This is a genomic window from Allobosea sp. Tri-44, from assembly GCF_004123845.1.
Classification (GTDB): domain Bacteria; phylum Pseudomonadota; class Alphaproteobacteria; order Rhizobiales; family Beijerinckiaceae; genus Allobosea.
On record NZ_NBDP01000037.1, the window covers coordinates 44,010 to 60,842 of the forward strand.

A 16,833-nucleotide genomic window follows, 5' to 3' on the forward strand; every position below is an offset into this window, starting at 1 on the left:
ATGCACGCTCCCGTCAGACCGTCAGCTACTCCTTCCAGCCCCACACGCAGGCCCGTCGGCCTCAAGCTCGCTTTGCGCCTCGCCTGGCGCGATCTGCGCGGGGGACTGCGCGGCTTCGGCGTCTTCATCGCCTGTCTCGCACTCGGCGTCATGGCGATCGCCGCCGTCTCCTCGGCCTCGCGCGGCCTGAGCGAAGGCCTCGGCCGTGAGGGCCGGCGCATTCTCGGTGGCGATGCCGCCTTCAGTCTGATCCATCGCGAGCCGACCGCGGAGGAGCACGCCTTCCTCGCCCGCCATGGCAGCGTCTCGACCATTGCGACGCTGCGCAGCATGGCCAATGCCGGCGAGAAGGGCGCCGCCCTGGTCGAACTCAAGGCCGTCGACGGCTCCTATCCCGCCATCGGCGAATTGCGCACCGACCCGCCAGCCTCGGCCGCCGATCTGCTCGCACTGCGTGACGGCGTCTATGGTGGCATCGCCGATCCCGTCCTGTTCGGCCGGCTCGACCTCAAGCCCGGCGACACCGTGCTGATCGGCTCGGCCCGGGTGCAGCTGCGCGCCAGTCTTACCTCCGAGCCCGATAAGATCGCAGCCGGCGTCGGCTTTGGCCCGCGTTTGATTCTCTCGCAGGAGGCGCTGCGCGCCTCCGACCTGCTCCAGCCCGGGAGCTTGGTGCGCTGGACGGCTCGCGTCATCCTGCCTGACGGAGCGAACACCGACGCCGCCCTCGATGCCCTGCTGGCAAATGCCGCACGCGAACAGCCGAATGCGGGCTGGGAAGTCCGGTCGCGCGCCAATGCCGCGCCGAACTTCCAGCGCAATATCGAGCGCTTCACCCAGTTCCTGACGCTCGTCGGCCTGACCGCTCTTCTGGTCGGCGGCGTCGGCGTCGCCAATGCGGTCCGCCGTTTCGTCGAAGCCAAACGGCTCGATTTCGCGACGTTGAAGGCGATCGGCGCCACCGGCGGCAGGGTCGTCGCCATCCACCTGACCGAGGTCATGCTGGTCGCCGGCTTCGGCATCGCGATCGGGCTCGCGCTCGGCGCCGCGGCCCCCTTCGCGCTAGGCTATGTGCTGGCCGACATCTTGCCGCTGCCATTCGAGCCGACGCTCGCCCCGGTCGAACTCGCCATCGCCGCCCTCTACGGCCTGCTGACAGCGCTGGTCTTCGCCATCATCCCGCTCGGCCGCGCTCATGACGTGCCGGTCTCGGCCCTGTTCCGCGACCAGGTCGAGCCTGACCGGCGCCAGCCGCGCTGGGTTTACAGAGCGATCTTCCTAGTTGCGCTCGCCGGCCTCGTCGGCGTCGCGCTGGCCTTCGCCTATGACCGGCGAATCGCGCTGATCTACATCGCCGCCGCCGCCGGCGTCTTCCTACTGCTGCGTTTCGTTGCCCTCGGACTGATGGTGGCCGCACGTCGCGCCGGGCGTCCACGCCAGCCAGCGCTACGGATGGCGCTCGCAAACACCTATCGCCCAGGTGCGCTGACCCAGTCGCTCGTGCTCTCCCTCGGCCTTGGCGTGGCGCTGCTGTCGACCCTCGCCTTCATCGACGTCAGCTTGAGGCGGCAATTGACCCAGTCGCTGCCGCAGAAGGCGCCGAGCTTCTTCTTCCTCGACATCCCCAACGCCCAGGCGGCCCAGTTCGACCGCTTCCTCAGCGAGCAGCGTCCCGGCGCGCATGTCGAGCGCGTGCCGATGATGCGTGGACGCATCGTCAGCGTGAACGACGTCCCCGCCGAGCAGATCAAGGCGAGCGAGCAAATGGCCTGGGTGCTCGAAGGCGACCGCGGCATCACCTATTCCGCTGGTATGCCCGAGGCTTCAAGGCTCGCCTCAGGCGAGTGGTGGCCGGAGAATTATCGCGGCGAGCCGCTCGTCTCCTTCGACGCCCGCGCCGTCGAGGGGTTGGGGCTGAAGCTCGGCGACAGGCTCACCGTCAACGTGCTCGGCCGCAACATCAGCGCGCGCATCGCCAATTTCCGCGACATCGAATGGCGCTCGCTCGGCATCAACTTCGTCATGGTGTTCTCGCCGAATACCTTCGCCGGCGCGCCGCACACCAATCTCGCCACCGTGACCGACAACGGCGCGCCGCCCGTCACCAGCGACGCCGCCCTGATGCGCCAGCTCGCGGTTTCCTTCCCGGCGGTGACCGCGGTCCGGGTCAAGGACGCGCTCGAAGCGGTCAACACCATCGTCGGCCAGCTCGCCGGTGCGATTCGTGGCGCCTCGGGCCTCGCCATCAGCGCCAGCCTCCTGGTTCTGGCGGGGGCGCTGGCAGCCGGGCAGAGGGCGCGGCTCTATGACGCGATGATCCTGAAGACGCTGGGTGCCACTCGCCGCTTCATACTTTCGTCGTACGTCCTCGAATACGCAGGCATCGGCGTCGTTTCAGCCCTGTTCGGGCTCCTGGCAGGTGCCGCAGCGGGTTGGGGCGTCGTCACACAAGTGATGAAGATAGATTTCGTTCCCGATCCGACAGGCGCTATCATCGCAGCGACTGCAGCTGTCGTGGTTACCGTCGTGTTCGGATTGATCGGAACCCTGCAGATACTATCGAAAGCGCCTGCTTCTCATCTGAGGAATTTATGAGTTCTGACTCATCGCAGCGCGGCATAGACATGAACTGACGGTAATGTTGCATGGCTCGGCAAGCGAATTTCTATGCCGGTGACGCCGCTAACCATGCTGACCCCTTGTAAGACCGCTCGTTCCCCCTCATATTTCGCACTGTCGCCACGATGGTGCGCGACGGTGGGCGTCGCAAGGGCGATGTCCGCCCGGCAAAGTTTCAAGGGGAATTCTCTCCATGAGCGATTTCGACCGCAACGCTCAAGTCTGGGGTGCCGGCCGCGCACAGCAGACCAGCGCTGCTGAGCTGGACCAGGGCCTGCGCTCGTTCATGCTCGGCGTCTACAACAACATGACGATCGGCCTAGCCATCACCGGCCTGATGGCGATCGGCATCTCGATGCTGGCGATCGCCGGCTATTCGCCTTCGGGCAAGGTCACCGCGCTGACGCCGCTCGGCCAGGCGCTCTACCTGTCCCCGCTGAAGTGGGTGGTGATGCTGGCTCCGCTGGCCTTCATCTTCTTCTTCTCGTTCAAGGCCGAGAGCATGAGCTCGTCGACGGCCCGCGCCATGTTCTTCGCCTTCGCGGCGGTGATGGGCATTTCGCTCTCGTCGATCTTCGTCGTCTTCACCAGTGAGTCGATCGCCAAGGTGTTCTTCATCACCTCGGCGGCCTTCGGCGGCCTCAGCCTCTACGGCTACACCACGAAGAAGTCGCTGTCGGGCATGGGCTCCTTCCTGATCATGGGCCTGATCGGCCTGGTGATCGCCTCGGTCGTGAACCTGTTCCTGGCGTCGAGCGCGCTCTCCTTCGCCATCTCGGTGATCGGCGTGCTGGTCTTCGCCGGCCTGACCGCCTGGGATACGCAGCGCCTGAAGGAAATGTATCTGTACTCGGACCTCGATTCCGAGTCGGCTGCGAAGCTCTCGGTGAACGGCGCCCTGTCGCTCTACCTGAACTTCGTCAACATGTTCCAGATGCTGCTCTCGCTCTTCGGCTCCAAGCAGGAGTGATGAAGGCGACAGCCTGAAAACACGAAGCCCCGGCCTTGCGGCCGGGGCTTTTCTTTTGGGCCAGCCTATGTGGCGATCTCAGCTCACCACGCTCAGCCGCTTGTCGAGCACCTTGAGCACCCGGCTCAGCTCGGCTCCGCGCTTCAGGATCAGCCCCGTCGCGGTCACCACCGAATAGGTGCCCTGGCGCCGCGCCAGCGACGGGTCCTTGACGATCCGGTAGAGCGGCACCTCGGCCGTCCGGCGGAAGACCGAGAACTGCGCCTTGTTGCGCAGGAAATCGATGGCATAGTCGCGCCATTCACCAGCCGCGACCATCCGGCCATAAAGATTGAGCAGCTCGTTCAGCTCGCGGCGATCAAAGGTGACGGAAGATGGCGCGGTGGCAGCCGGAAAGGCGACGACCGCGCCTGCTCGCTGCGCTGGCGGAGTTTCGCTCTCACTCATCGCGCCTCCTGTTCATCGCTTGCCGTTACCCGGCAAGGGATGATGCGCCCAACCCCCCGGCGCTGGCAAGACAGCTTGATGACAGTGTCGACACCTTCCTCCGCCTTCATCGCGATTGCCATGATTTCGCCGCGCTTGCGCCAAGCGAGCGCCCCGTTGCGGCGTTCAACTCGATTCGTTGCCTAGACGGCCCGGCCTGTCCGGCTCTGGACACGTCAGCCCCCCAGCCCCTCCGGCGCTGTGGCGGGCCGGGCCACTTAGTCGAGGCCAACTCACGGCTGGCGGTTTCCGCCGGCCGTTTTCTTTGAGCTGTCCGCTATCGCGACGCGCCGTGATATTCGGGGTTTGGCCGCATATCGACCGCCGAGGCAATCCGATTCGACATGTTGAAGAAAGCGGCGACCGCTCCGATGTCCCAGATGTCGCGCTCGCCGAACCCGGCCTTGCGCAAGGCCTCCCGGTCCTCTTCCTCGATCTTGTGCGGTGCTTCGGTCAGCTTCACCGAAAAATCGAGCATGGCGCGATGGCGCAGCGACAACTGCGCGGCGCGGTAGTTCATCACCATCATCTCGCCGAGGACGGGGTCGCCGGAGAGCTGGCGTACCGCCTGACCATGTGCTGTGAGGCAGTAATAGCAGCGGTTCACACTGGAGACAGCGACCGCGATCATCTCGCGCTCCAGCTTCGACAGGCCGGACGGCGCCAGCATCAGATCGTTGTAAAAGCTGGCGAAGGCCGAGAGCTTGGCGTCGTCATGCGCATAGGCCAGCAGAACATTCGGCACATAGCCGAGCTTCTCCTCGCATTTGGCGAAATAGGCCTGCATTTCCTGCGACAGCTCGGCCTGCGACAGCGCAAGTGCCATCACGGCAGGCGGTGCATCCTGCTTCGCCGACACTTCGCCCACCATCGCTTTGTCATGCTTCTTCGTCATCTCTGCACTCCTCGCGCTGTTATCCGCGCGGATCGGGCACAAGCTGCCGTTTCCGCGCCATATTGGTGCAATCTGGCTGTCGCGATACGACGAAAGTTGCAGCCGCCGTTGAGCTATGTCATCGCTGCGGCAAAATAGCAGGGGGAAGAAGACGATGGCCAAGCGGGAAGCGAATGCCACGGCTGCAGCCGTGATCGCAATCGAGTCCGCCGCTCGCGAGCTCGGCTCGGCGATGCCTCCGGAATTCCCGAAGCTGCTCTACGGCCGCACCGTTGCCGAGGATCTCGTCGCTCTGCCGCCGGACCTGCTCGCCCGTGCCGCCGATGCCGCCTATGCCCACCTCGCCAGCCGACGCAAACCCGGCGAGCCCAATCTGCGCTTCCGCGACGAGGCCATGAAGGCGGATGGGCGCGAACGCCAGATCACGATCCTGGAGGTCGTCAACGACAACAAGCCGTTCCTGCTTGATTCCACCCTCGCCGAACTGGCCGAGCAGGGCTATGAGCCGCGCCTCGTCGCCCATCCTATCCTCGCCGTGGTGCGCAAGGACAACGGCACCTTCGAATCGCTTGCCGGTGAAGCCGCCGGCCGCGCTGTCGAGGGCACGCGCCGCGAAAGCCTGATCCATATCCATCTCGACCGGATCGACACCGCCGAGGCACGTGACCGGCTCGCTACCGGCCTCGCCCGCGTCTATGTCGATGTCGGTCTCGCCGTCGACGACTGGGCGGCGATGCGCGGCCGAATCACCGAAGTGATCCAGTCCTACCGCGCCAACCCGCCACCGCTGCCGGAGGACGAGGTCACCGAGGCGCTGAACTTCCTTGAATGGATCGCCAGCGACAATTTTACCCTGCTCGGCGTGCGCGCCTATCGCTTCGCCGGTGGCGACACTGCCGCCGACCCCGTCGATTCCTCCGGCCTCGGCATCCTGCGCGACCCGGATGTCCGGGTGCTGCGCAAGAATCGCGAGCTCGTGGTGATGACGCCTGAGATTCGCGCCTTCCTGGCCAAGCCGCAGGCGCTGATCATCACCAAGGCCAACGTCAAGAGTCGGGTCCATCGGCGCGTCCATCTCGACTATGTCGGGATCAAGCTCTTCACCGCCGATGGCAGGCTCGACGGCGAGTTGCGCATCGTCGGCCTTCTGACCTCCAATGCCTATACCGGCACCGCCCGCTCCATTCCCTATCTGCGCCTCAAGATCGCGCGCGTCCTCAAGAGCACCGGCTTCGATCCGTCGAGCTATTCCGGCCGCGCTCTGTACAACGTGCTGGACGCCTTCCCGCGCGACGAGCTGTTCCAGATCGACATCGAGACGCTCGAGCGTTTTGCCCTCGATATCATGCAGTTGACCGAGCGGCCGCGCATTCGCGCGCTCGCCCGCGCCGACGAATTCGACCGCTTCGTCTCGGCGCTCGTCTTCATCCCGAAGGACCGCTACGACACCACCGTGCGCCGCCGTGTCGGCGAGTTCCTCGCGCGCGTCTACCAGGGCCGCGTCTCCGCGGCCTATCCGGCCTATCCGGAAGGTCCGCTCGCCCGAACGCACTATATCATCGGCCGCGACGAGGGCCGCACGCCCAAGATCGACCGCGACACGCTCGAGGCCGGCATCGCCGCGATCGTCCGAACCTGGGGCGATGGGCTGAAGGACGCGCTCGACGCGCAGAAGGCGGGCCCCGCGGCACGCTCCCTCGCCGAGCGCTATGCCGAGGCCTTCGGCGCCGCCTATCGCGAGCGCTATTCCGCCGAGGATGCGCTGATCGATATCGACATGCTGCAGAAGCTGTCGGACGAACGGCCGCGCGCCGTCAATCTCTACCGTCGCGAAGGCGACGGCCCGACCCGCGCCAATCTCAAGCTGTTCTCGCGCGGCGCTGCGATCTCGCTGTCGGCACGCGTGCCGATGCTGGAGAACATGGGTTTCCGCGTCGTCAACGAGCGCACCTTCAACATCACGCCGCAGCAGAACGGCGGCGGGAGCGCCGACTCCCGCGTCTGGCTGCACGACATGACGCTGGAGCGAGCCAGCGGCGGCGAGATCGACATCGAGAACCTCGATCCGACGATCGAGGCGGCGTTGATGGCGCAGTTCCGCGGCCTCACCGAATCCGACCGCTTCGACCAGCTCGTCCTCGCCGCCGGCCTCGCCTGGCGGGAAGCCGCGCTGCTGCGGGCGCTCGGCCGCTACCTGCGCCAGGTCGGCGCCCCCTATGCACAGGACTACGTCGCCGACGCGCTGACTCGCCACTCCGGTATCGCCACCGGGCTGGTCAAGCTCTTCATCGCCAAGTTCGATCCACGCTTGTCCGACAAGAAGCGGGCCGAGCAGGTGAAAGCCGAGCGCGAGCGGATCGAAGCCGCGCTCGCCGACGTCACCAGCCTCGACGAGGACCGCATCCTGCGCCGCTTCGTCAACCTGATCGACGCCGGCCAGCGCACCAACTTCTTCCAGATCGGCCCCGACGGGCATCCGCGCGGCACGATCTCGTTCAAGTTCGCCTCCGGCCAGGTCGACGGCATGCCGCTGCCGCGCCCGCTCTACGAGATCTTCGTCTACTCGCCACGCGTCGAGGGCGTTCACATGCGCTTCGGCAAGGTCGCGCGCGGCGGCCTGCGCTGGTCGGACCGGTCGCAGGACTTCCGCACCGAGGTGCTCGGGCTGGTCAAGGCGCAGCAGGTCAAGAACGCCGTCATCGTGCCGGTCGGCGCCAAGGGCGGCTTCGTGCCCAAGCATTTGCCGCCGGCAAGCGATCGCCAGGCGTGGCTCGCTGAAGGCACAGAGAGCTACCGCATCTTCGTGCGCACCTTGCTCGAACTCACCGATAATCTCGACGGCGAGACCGTGGTGCCGCCGCCGGACACGGTCCGCCATGACGGCGATGACCCTTACCTCGTCGTCGCCGCCGACAAAGGCACCGCGACCTTCTCCGATACCGCCAATGCGCTCTCGGCCGAGAAGCATCACTGGCTCGGCGACGCTTTCGCCTCCGGCGGCTCGCAGGGCTACGATCACAAGGGCATGGGCATCACGGCGCGGGGCGCCTGGGAGGCGGTGAAGCGACATTTCCGCGAGATCGACGTCGACATCCAGACGACGCCCTTCACCGTCGCCGGCGTTGGCGACATGTCGGGCGACGTCTTTGGCAACGGCATGCTGCTCTCGCCGGTGATCAAGCTCGTCGCAGCCTTCGACCATCGCGACATCTTCCTCGATCCCAGTCCGGATCCGGCCAAGAGCCTGGCCGAGCGCCAGCGCATCTTCGCCCTGCCGCGCTCATCCTGGGCCGACTACGACAAGTCGTTGATCTCCAAGGGCGGCGGCATCTTCTCGCGCCAGGCCAAGAGCATCGCGCTCTCGGCCGAGGTGCGACAGGCGCTCGATTTCGACAAGGCGCAAGTCACGCCGGCCGAGCTGATGACGGCGATCCTGAAGGCGCCGGTCGATCTGCTCTGGTTCGGCGGCATCGGCACCTATATCCGCGCCGGCGACGAGACCGACGCGCAGGTCGGCGACCGCGCCAATGACGCGATCCGCGTCACCGGCTCCGATTTGCGGGCGAAGGTGATCGGCGAGGGCGCCAATCTCGGTGCGACCCAGCGCGGCCGTATCGAGGCGGCGCGCCAGGGCGTGCGCCTCAACACCGACGCGATCGATAACTCCGCCGGCGTCAACACCTCCGACGTCGAGGTCAACATCAAGATCGCGCTCGCCGACCCCGTCCGTGACGGCCGCCTGCCCGAGAAGAAGCGTAACGCCTTGCTCGCGCAGATGACCGACGAGGTCGGCCTGCTTGTCCTGCGCAATAATTACCTGCAGAGCCTGGCGCTCTCGCTGACGGAGGCGCAGGGCATCCACGCGACGCCGCATCTGCGCCGGCTGATGGTGCAGCTCGAGGAGGACGGCCGGCTCGACCGCAGCGTCGAGTACCTGCCGTCCGACGCGGTGCTGATCGAGCGCGAGAAGCGCGGCGAAGGCCTGACCCGGCCGGAGCTCGCGGTCCTGCTCGCCTATGCCAAGCTCGCTTTGCACGACGCCCTGCTCGAATCGGCCATTCCCGACGATCCCTATCTGAAGAGCGAGCTCGTCCGCTATTTCCCGCAGCCGCTGCGCGAGGGCTATGGCGCCGAGATCGCCGGCCACAAGCTGCGCCGCGAGATCGTCGCGACCCAGCTCGCCAACGCCATCATCAATCGCGGTGGCCCGGCCATCGTCTCGACGCTGGCCGACCAGACCCGCGCCGAGGCCCCGGCAATTGCCGCCGCCTACGCGGTCGCCCGCGATTCCTTCGACCTGATCGCGCTGAACGGCGCCATCGACGCGCTTGACGCCAAGCTGCCGGGCAAGACCCAGACCGGACTCTATGCCGCCGCGCAGGAATTGGTCGTCGACCGGATGCGCTGGTTCCTGCGCCGCGGCGTCGCCACGCCCGGCGCGATCGAGCAGACCGTGGCGCACTATGCCAAGGGCGTCGCGGCGCTCGACGGCGCGCTCGCCGAATTGCTACCGGAAGCGGCAGCTCAGGCGCGCAATGCTCGCATCGCCGCGCTGACGGCCGAAGGCGTGCCCGAGCCGCTGGCAGTGCGCGTCGCCAGCCTGCCCTGGCTCGCCGAAGCGACCGACATCGTCGACATCGCCAGCCGCACCAAGCGCGACATCGTCGAGGTCGCGCGGATTCATTTCGGCGCCGATTCGGTCTTCGGCTTCTCGACGCTGACCTCGGCGGCTGCGGCCGTGCCGGCCACCGACGACTATGAGCGCCTGGCGCGCCAGCGCGCGGTCGAGACCCTGACCGACGCCCATGCCGGGCTGACGCAGGAGATCGCCACTGGCAAATCGGGCCCCGATGCGCTGAAGGACTGGCTGGCAGAACGCGGCGCCGAGGCCGAACGCACCCGCGCCACCGTCTCGGCCATTGCCATGTCCGGCCTCTCCCTGCCAAAGCTGATGGTCGCGGCCGGCATGCTGGCCGATCTGCCGCATCGGCAAGGCTGAGGAGAGAATTTGGCAATGAGCCCCGAAGACGAGAGCATGGTTCCAGCGGCGACGCGGATCGACCCGAAGCTGCTGGAGATCCTCGTCTGCCCGGTGACCAAGGCGACATTGGAATACGACGCCGCCCGTCAGGAGCTGATCAGCCGCGCCGCAAAACTCGCCTATCCGATCCGCGACGGCATCCCGATCATGCTGCCGGAAGAGGCCCGGCAGCTCGAAGGGTAGGACCGGGAATCGCGTCTCCTACTTGAGCTGACTCAAGTAAGATTCGGTAGGACCGCAGAGGCTTGCTGCACGATCTGCCGAGAACCGTCAGGCCCGGTTCGGTATGACCGGGTCTGACTCCGGGTCACGGCAACAGGTAGTGCCTACAGCATCTCGCCCTTGAGCAGACGCGGCGTCGATCCTCCCAATCCGGCTGCCTCGCGGATGAAGAAGCGCTTCAGCCCCGGCATGCGCTCGACCAGGCCGAGGCCGAGATCGCGCGCTAGCCTGAGCGGCGTCGAATCGTTCGAGAACAACCGGTTGAGCCCGTCGGTGACGATGCCCATGGCGACCGTGTCGAAGCGCCGCCCCTTTTCATAGTCTTCCAGCACATCGGAGCTGCCGACATCGAGGCCGAGGCGAGCGGCATCGACGATCACCTCGGCGAGGGCAGCAACGTCCTTCAGTCCGAGATTGAGACCCTGGCCGGCAATCGGATGGATGACATGCGCGGCATCGCCGAGCAGCGCCAGCCGATCACCCACGAAGCGGCGCGCCACGCCGAAGGACAGGGGATAGGCGCCCGGACGGCTTTCCATGGTGATCTCGCCGAGTTCCAGGCCGAAGCGGCGCTCGACTTCGGGGAGAAGGTCGCTGTCGTCGAGCAGCGCCGGGACGTTCTCGGTCGCTTCCGTCCAGACGATCGAGGAGCGATGGCCGAGCTTGCCGCCATCGGGCAGCGGCAGGATCGCGAAGGGACCGGACGGCAGGAAATGCTCGACCGCCCGTCCATCATGCGGCCGCTCATGGCCGATCGTCGCGACGATCCCCGATTGCGGATAGGGCCAGCCGACCCAGCCGATCCCAGCCTGTTCGCGCAGCTTCGAGCGCGCCCCGTCCGCCGCGACCAGCAAGGCGCAATCGAGGTTCTCGCCGTCCGCGAAGGACACCGCCACCGCGCCGTCATCTTCGACAGTACCGGAGCGAACGCCTTCCGCGCGCAGCTCGACGCCATTGGCGCGCGAAATCTGCAGCAGCGCCGCCATCAGCGCACCGTTCTCGACCATATGGGCGAAGGGCTGGCCGGGTTCGATCTCACCGTCGAAACTCAGGAAAACCGGACGCACCAGATCCGACGTGCGGCTGTCGGTGATCACCATCTCGGTCATCGGCGTAGATGCTGCCTCCGCCAGACGCCAGACGCCGAGCGCCTCCAGCATGTTGCGCGCCGCCGCCGCGACCGCATAGGCGCGACTGTCAGCGCGTGCCGGCCCTGCCAGTGCCGGATCGGCGACGATGATGCGGAAGCTCTCGCCCAGCGCCTGCTTCAGCGCGACCGCCAGCGTCAGCCCCGCGATGCCGCCGCCGGCGATGACGATACGCCGGCTCGCGCTTTCTGGACTTTGCATCATGGCCTTCCTCGCATCGCGCCGCTTGACGCCGCTGGATCGCTCGTTGCTGATGCTTCCCGTCTTGCCCATAGCCGGCCCGGGCCGCAAGCCCGCGCCGAGCCGGTTTCCTGCCGATGAACCCAGCCGCGAACACACTGCTCCCGATCTTCGATCTCGAACTGCTCGGACACAACCGGTTCCAGGGTCGCAGCCCCGACAATGGTTGGACACGCGTCTTCGGCGGCCAGGTGATCGGCCAGGCGCTCTATGCCGCCTGCAAGACGGTGGAGGAGCGCCAACCTCATTCGCTGCATGCCTATTTCATGTTGCCGGGCGATCCGACGATCCCGATCATCTACGAGGTCGAACGGCTGCGCGACGGCGGCTCGTTCTCGACGCGGCGCGTGCTGGCGCTGCAGAAGGATGCGGCGATCTTCGCCATGTCTGTCTCCTTCCAGATCGCCGAACCCGGCTACGACCACCAAATGCCAATGCCTACTGTGCCGATGCCGGAGGAGCTTCCCGGTCGTGACGGCATGGAACGCGACGTGCTGCCTCATATGCCTGAGGCGGTGCGCGCCTATTACCGACGCGAGCGGCCGATCGAGATCCGCCCCGTCGAAATGAGCCGCTATGCGGCGGACGCTCCGCGGGAGCCTAAATTCAATGTCTGGGTCAAGGCTGCGCAGAAGCTGCCGGACGAGCCGGCGCTGCATCAGAGCGTGCTCGCCTACGCCTCCGATCTGCTGCTGCTTGATTCCAGCCTGGTCACGCATGGCACCAGTGTCTTCGACCGGCGCATCCAGAGCGCCAGCCTCGACCATGCGCTCTGGTTCCACCGCCCCTTCCGCGCCGATGAATGGTTGCTCTACGCCCAGGACAGCCCTTCGGCCTCGGGCGCGCGCGGCTTCTCGCGCGGGCTGATCTTCGATCGAGAGGGGCATCTCGTCGCCTCGGTCGCGCAGGAAGGCCTGATCCGGCCGCGCCCAGACCGCGCCTGAGCAGGCGGCCGCCTGCTTTCAGGGCATCCGCCTAAATATTAGCCATTCCGGCTCGCTTAGCACCGCCTGATCATGGCGGAATCGCGGCATTGCCCGCTCACGCGCCACATCTTCCGGTTGGCACGGGCCTTGATAGGTCCACCCCGACGCGCCTGGTTCGACAGGGCGCGAGAGGCGCAACGACGTCGCTTGGACCGCGGTCCGGCGCGCACAAGCGGGGATAACCCAGCCATGAAGATCGTGATGGCTATCATCAAGCCGTTCAAGCTGGAGGAGGTGCGCGACGGGCTCACCGCCATCGGTGTGCACGGGCTGACCGTGACCGAAGTCAAAGGCTATGGCCGTCAGAAGGGCCATACCGAGATCTATCGCGGCGCCGAATACGCCGTGAGCTTCCTGCCGAAGATCAAGATCGAGGTCGCCGTCACCGACGATCTCGTTGCCAAGGTGATCGAGGCTATCACCGCCGCTGCTCGCACCGGCCAGATCGGCGACGGCAAGATCTTCGTCTCGTCGATCGAGAAGGCCGTGCGCATCCGCACCGGCGAGACCGATGGCGACGCCCTCTGATCCCGACCTTCCGTCCAGGAGTTTAACGATGAACATCAAGACCCTTAACCGGGCCGGGCTGGTCGGGCTGGCGCTCGCCGCGATGGCCGGCGCCGCGCTGGCGCAGGCTCCCGCTGCACCGCCTGCTCCCGTGCCCAACAAGGGCGATACCGCCTTCATGATGAGCTCGACGATCCTCGTCCTGCTCATGACCGTGCCCGGCCTCGCACTGTTCTATGGTGGCCTCGTCCGCTCCAAGAACATGCTCTCGGTGCTGACCCAGGTCTTCGCCATCGTCTGCATCGTCTCGCTGATGTGGATCATCTTCGGCTACTCGCTCGCCTTCACCAATGGCGGCGGCCTCAACGATTTCGTCGGTGGCTTCTCCAAGGCCTTCCTGCGCGGCGTCGACGGCAATTCGACCGCCGCGACCTTCTCCAACGGCGTCGTCATCCCGGAATATATCTACATCGCCTTCCAGATGACCTTCGCCTGCATCACCCCGGCCCTCATCGTCGGCGCCTTCGCCGAACGCATGAAGTTCTCGGCGCTGCTGCTCTTCATCGTGCTCTGGGTCACCTTCATCTATTTCCCGATGGCCCACATGGTCTGGTACTGGGGCGGGCCTGACGCGGTCGGCAATGCCGCCAAGGCGCTGGCCGAGGCCGGTGCGGACGGCAAGGTCGCGGCCCAGGCAGCGCTCGACGCGGTCAACGCCGATGCCGGCATGCTGTTCAAATGGGGCGCGCTCGACTTCGCCGGCGGCACCGTCGTGCACATCAATGCCGGTATCGCAGGCCTCGTCGGCTGCGTGTTGATCGGCAAGCGCATCGGCTTCGGCCGTGAGCTGATGGCTCCGCATTCGCTGACCATGACGCTGATCGGCGCCGCCCTGCTCTGGGTCGGCTGGTTCGGCTTCAACGCCGGCTCCAACCTCGAAGCCAACGGCACCGCCGGACTTGCCATGATCAACACCTTCGTCGCCACGGCGGCGGCGGCGGTGGCCTGGCTGTTCGTCGAATGGGCGGTCAAGGGCAAGCCCTCCATGCTCGGCATGGTCTCGGGCGCCGTCGCCGGCCTCGTCGCGATCACCCCGGCGGCAGGCTTCGCCGGCCCGATGGGCTCGATCGTGCTCGGGCTCATTGCCGGCGCGGTCTGCTTCGTCTTCTGCTCGACGGTGAAGAACGCGCTCGGCTACGACGACTCGCTCGACGTTTTCGGTATCCACTGCATCGGCGGCATCATCGGCGCGCTCGGCACAGGCATCCTGGTCAACCAGGCGCTCGGCGGCGCCGGCATTCCCGACTATGCGACCAAGCCGGGCGAGCTGGTCGCCGCGACCTACGAGTTCGGGACCGCCTTCATGGCCCAGCTCAAGGCGGTGCTGTTCACTCTGGTGTTCAGCGGCGTCGGCTCGGCGATCCTCTACAAGATCGTCGATGTGATCATCGGCCTGCGCATCCCGGCCGACCAGGAGCGCGAGGGCCTCGACATCGCCGAACATGGCGAGCGCGCCTATCACGACTGACCGCTGACTGGTCTCACGTGAAACATCGCCCCGGCGGGAAACCGCCGGGGCTTTTCGTTGAGTCTTTCAATCGCGACTTTCCGCGCGGTCGAGCACGATCTCGAGGACCTGCACGCCCTCGGGCAGTTCGATCAGGAATTCGGCATCGCGTTCGAGATGATGGATCTTGCGCGGATCGGGGCCGGCGAAGCGTGACATCGCCTCGACGCTCTCCCAGTACGAGATCGTCACGAACTCGCTCTCGGTCTCGCGATCGTCGCGGAACATTTGTGCGCCGAGCGCCTTCCTGGCCAGCGGCCTGACCCCGACCTCGAGCAGATAGGCCGCATAGGCATCGGCCTTTTCCGGCACGGTGCGGCCACGCCAGATTCGTGCGATCCGCGCGATCTTGTCTCCGTCGCCATCGAGCATGTCGTCCTCCTGCCTGCAATGATTGAACGCAGAATGCGCCGGCCAGCCGATCGTTCCCCGCACAACTGACAGCCGCTGTCGGCAGCGCAAGGTTAAGCGGGCCTTAACCGGACCTTCCTAACCTGCCGGTTCGATGGGGCGGTCTCGGCCGCCTTCCTGATGCCCGCAGACCACGGCCCGATGCGCACGATCCGACGTTCCTCATCGCTGATCGACCGCCTGCCCGATCCGGTGCGCGAGTTCCTGTCGCGCCGCGCCGCCGAGATCGGCGGCATGGCGATGCTCGCGCTGATGGTCGCTGTCGCGGTCGCCCTCGCCACCTGGTCGGTGGACGATCCCAGCCTCAACAACGCCACGCGCGGCACCGTGCGCAACCTGCTCGGCCGGCCGGGCGCGATGATCGCCGATCTCGCCATGCAGTTGCTCGGCCTCGGCGTGGTCGCACTGCTGCTGCCGCCACTGCTCTGGTCGCTCAGGCTGATCCGCTTCCATCTCTTCGATCGCAGCGCGCTCAAGCTCGTGCTCTGGGTGATCGGCATCGTCTCGACCGCCGCGGTAGCGAGCGCCCTGCCGGCAACCCCGCGCTGGCCCCTGCCGACCGGCATGGGCGGTGTGATCGGCGACGCATTGCTGCATGGCACCCGCAACATCGTCGGGCTCTCCGGCACTGCACTCGGCGGCCTCGTCGCCTTCGTCTTCGCCGGTATCGCCATCCTCTCGGTCACGGCAGCGGCCGGCTTCGGCCTCGTCACCGACGCCGATCCCGAGCTCGACAGCGACGATGACCCGGCCTGGGCCGATTCGGAGGACCGCCGCGACGACGAGCCGGGCCTGTCGGTGATCCTGATTGGCTGGCTCGCCCATGGTGCCATGGCGCTGAAGGCCGCGATCATGCGCCGTCTGCCGCGGCCGCCACAGCCGGCCTCGGCGAGCGCCGGCTCGGTGCCCGCGCCGGTGCAGACCGGCCGGGTTCGCCGCGAACCGAACTTTGCCGGCGGCCCGGAGCCTTACCGGTCACCTGTCGTTGCGCCCGAACTCGCGCGCGCGGCCGTCAGGCCCAAAGCGAACGCTCCCGCGGCCTATGACGACGACGAGCCGTTCGAGGCGCAGGACGTGCGCGACCTCAACGCGCCGCGCGTCACGCCGCCGCTCAGCGCCCCCAAGCCGGGCAAGCGGCTGACGCGCGAGGCGCAGCCCTCACTGCTCGACCGCGACACCTTCGAACTGCCGCCGTTGACCTACCTCGCCGAGCCGAAGAAGCTGCCGGCCAACACCGTCTCGACCGACGCGCTGGAGCAGAACGCCACCCTGCTCGAAGGCGTGCTCGAGGATTTCGGCGTGCGCGGCGAGATCAGCCAGGTTCGGCCCGGCCCGGTGGTGACGCTTTACGAACTCGAGCCCGCTCCGGGCACCAAGTCCTCTCGCGTGATTTCGCTTGCGGACGACATTGCGCGGTCGATGAGCGCGATCTCGGCGCGTGTTGCGGTTGTGCAGGGCAAGAACGCGATCGGCATCGAACTGCCCAACGCCAAGCGCGAGACCGTCTTCCTGCGCGAATTGCTCGCCAGCCAGGATTTCGAGGGCACCAAGCACAAGCTCGCGCTCTGCCTCGGCAAGACCATCGGCGGCGAGCCGGTGATCGCCGATCTGGCGCGCATGCCGCATCTGCTCGTCGCCGGCACCACCGGCTCGGGCAAGTCGGTCGCGATCAACACCATGATCCTGTCGATCCTCTACCGGCTGAAGCCGGAGGAGTGCCGGCTGATCATGGTCGACCCCA

Annotated in this window: 12 protein-coding genes; 8 read left to right on the plus strand and 4 right to left on the minus strand. The window is 66.7% G+C overall.

Annotated elements, in window-relative coordinates:
- Window positions 1-2,595, plus strand: a complete 2,595-nt coding sequence (locus B6S44_RS22610; protein ID WP_129159152.1) for an ABC transporter permease — start codon at window positions 1-3, stop codon at window positions 2,593-2,595.
- 217 nt (window positions 2,596-2,812) lie between these two features.
- Complete coding sequence (locus B6S44_RS22615) at window positions 2,813-3,589, plus strand: Bax inhibitor-1/YccA family protein (RefSeq protein ID WP_129159153.1); 777 nt, start codon at window positions 2,813-2,815, stop codon at window positions 3,587-3,589.
- 78 nt (window positions 3,590-3,667) lie between these two features.
- Here B6S44_RS22615 and B6S44_RS22620 read toward each other — a convergent pair whose 3' ends face one another.
- Together B6S44_RS22620 and B6S44_RS22625 are read right to left on the minus strand one after the other, a co-directional pair.
- Window positions 3,668-4,036, minus strand: coding sequence for a DUF2794 domain-containing protein (locus B6S44_RS22620; RefSeq protein ID WP_129159154.1), 369 nt, complete (start codon window positions 4,034-4,036; stop codon window positions 3,668-3,670).
- A gap of 316 nt (window positions 4,037-4,352) precedes the next feature.
- Window positions 4,353-4,946 carry a peroxidase-related enzyme gene (locus tag B6S44_RS22625; protein WP_129159163.1) on the minus strand — a complete coding sequence of 198 codons (594 nt, stop codon included), beginning with the start codon at window positions 4,944-4,946 and terminating at the stop codon, window positions 4,353-4,355.
- A gap of 178 nt (window positions 4,947-5,124) precedes the next feature.
- Here B6S44_RS22625 and B6S44_RS22630 point away from each other — a divergent pair, with 178 nt between their 5' ends.
- Window positions 5,125-9,969: an NAD-glutamate dehydrogenase gene (locus B6S44_RS22630; RefSeq protein WP_248309716.1), complete on the plus strand. Its 4,845-nt coding sequence runs from the start codon at window positions 5,125-5,127 to the stop codon at window positions 9,967-9,969.
- A 15-nt stretch (window positions 9,970-9,984) separates the two neighbouring features.
- On the plus strand, window positions 9,985-10,194 hold the full coding sequence (locus B6S44_RS22635; RefSeq protein ID WP_164547602.1) for a Trm112 family protein: 210 nt from the start codon (window positions 9,985-9,987) through the stop codon (window positions 10,192-10,194).
- A 143-nt stretch (window positions 10,195-10,337) separates the two neighbouring features.
- On the opposite strand, the gene B6S44_RS22640 is transcribed toward B6S44_RS22635, so the two are convergent.
- Window positions 10,338-11,585 carry a ubiquinone biosynthesis hydroxylase gene (locus tag B6S44_RS22640; protein ID WP_248309717.1) on the minus strand — a complete coding sequence of 416 codons (1,248 nt, stop codon included), beginning with the start codon at window positions 11,583-11,585 and terminating at the stop codon, window positions 10,338-10,340.
- Window positions 11,586-11,698: 113 nt separating this feature from the next.
- Here B6S44_RS22640 and B6S44_RS22645 point away from each other — a divergent pair, with 113 nt between their 5' ends.
- The 3 genes from B6S44_RS22645 (at window position 11,699) to B6S44_RS22655 (ending at window position 14,642) form a co-directional block, all read left to right on the plus strand.
- Window positions 11,699-12,565, plus strand: coding sequence for an acyl-CoA thioesterase (locus B6S44_RS22645; protein WP_129159156.1), 867 nt, complete (start codon window positions 11,699-11,701; stop codon window positions 12,563-12,565).
- A 231-nt stretch (window positions 12,566-12,796) separates the two neighbouring features.
- The gene (locus B6S44_RS22650; RefSeq protein WP_057192020.1) at window positions 12,797-13,135 is read left to right on the plus strand and encodes a P-II family nitrogen regulator; all 339 of its coding nucleotides are present in this window, start codon (window positions 12,797-12,799) and stop codon (window positions 13,133-13,135) included.
- Between the two features lie 28 nt (window positions 13,136-13,163).
- Entirely contained in the window at window positions 13,164-14,642 is a 1,479-nt protein-coding gene (locus B6S44_RS22655) for an ammonium transporter (protein WP_129159157.1), read from the plus strand.
- A 66-nt stretch (window positions 14,643-14,708) separates the two neighbouring features.
- On the opposite strand, the gene B6S44_RS22660 is transcribed toward B6S44_RS22655, so the two are convergent.
- On the minus strand, window positions 14,709-15,053 hold the full coding sequence (locus B6S44_RS22660; protein ID WP_129159158.1) for an antibiotic biosynthesis monooxygenase family protein: 345 nt from the start codon (window positions 15,051-15,053) through the stop codon (window positions 14,709-14,711).
- Window positions 15,054-15,233: 180 nt separating this feature from the next.
- Between B6S44_RS22660 and B6S44_RS22665 the strand changes: the two genes are divergently transcribed.
- Window positions 15,234-16,833 (plus strand): DNA translocase FtsK 4TM domain-containing protein (locus tag B6S44_RS22665; protein ID WP_206735226.1); only part of this gene is annotated, 1,600 nt, incomplete at its 3' end.

What these genes read in the sequence shown, in the direction of transcription:
- B6S44_RS22650 (WP_057192020.1), top strand. Translation starts at nt 12,797, where the DNA reads ATGAAGATCGTGATGGCTATCATCAAGCCGTTCAAGCTGGAGGAGGTG.
- B6S44_RS22615 (WP_129159153.1), top strand. Translation starts at nt 2,813, where the DNA reads ATGAGCGATTTCGACCGCAACGCTCAAGTCTGGGGTGCCGGCCGCGCA.
- B6S44_RS22645 (WP_129159156.1), top strand. Translation starts at nt 11,699, where the DNA reads ATGAACCCAGCCGCGAACACACTGCTCCCGATCTTCGATCTCGAACTG.
- B6S44_RS22625 (WP_129159163.1), bottom strand. Translation starts at nt 4,946, where the DNA reads ATGGTGGGCGAAGTGTCGGCGAAGCAGGATGCACCGCCTGCCGTGATG.
- B6S44_RS22610 (WP_129159152.1), top strand. Translation starts at nt 1, where the DNA reads ATGCACGCTCCCGTCAGACCGTCAGCTACTCCTTCCAGCCCCACACGC.
- B6S44_RS22630 (WP_248309716.1), top strand. Translation starts at nt 5,125, where the DNA reads ATGGCCAAGCGGGAAGCGAATGCCACGGCTGCAGCCGTGATCGCAATC.
- B6S44_RS22655 (WP_129159157.1), top strand. Translation starts at nt 13,164, where the DNA reads ATGAACATCAAGACCCTTAACCGGGCCGGGCTGGTCGGGCTGGCGCTC.
- B6S44_RS22660 (WP_129159158.1), bottom strand. Translation starts at nt 15,053, where the DNA reads ATGCTCGATGGCGACGGAGACAAGATCGCGCGGATCGCACGAATCTGG.
- B6S44_RS22635 (WP_164547602.1), top strand. Translation starts at nt 9,985, where the DNA reads ATGAGCCCCGAAGACGAGAGCATGGTTCCAGCGGCGACGCGGATCGAC.
- B6S44_RS22640 (WP_248309717.1), bottom strand. Translation starts at nt 11,585, where the DNA reads ATGATGCAAAGTCCAGAAAGCGCGAGCCGGCGTATCGTCATCGCCGGC.
- B6S44_RS22620 (WP_129159154.1), bottom strand. Translation starts at nt 4,036, where the DNA reads ATGAGTGAGAGCGAAACTCCGCCAGCGCAGCGAGCAGGCGCGGTCGTC.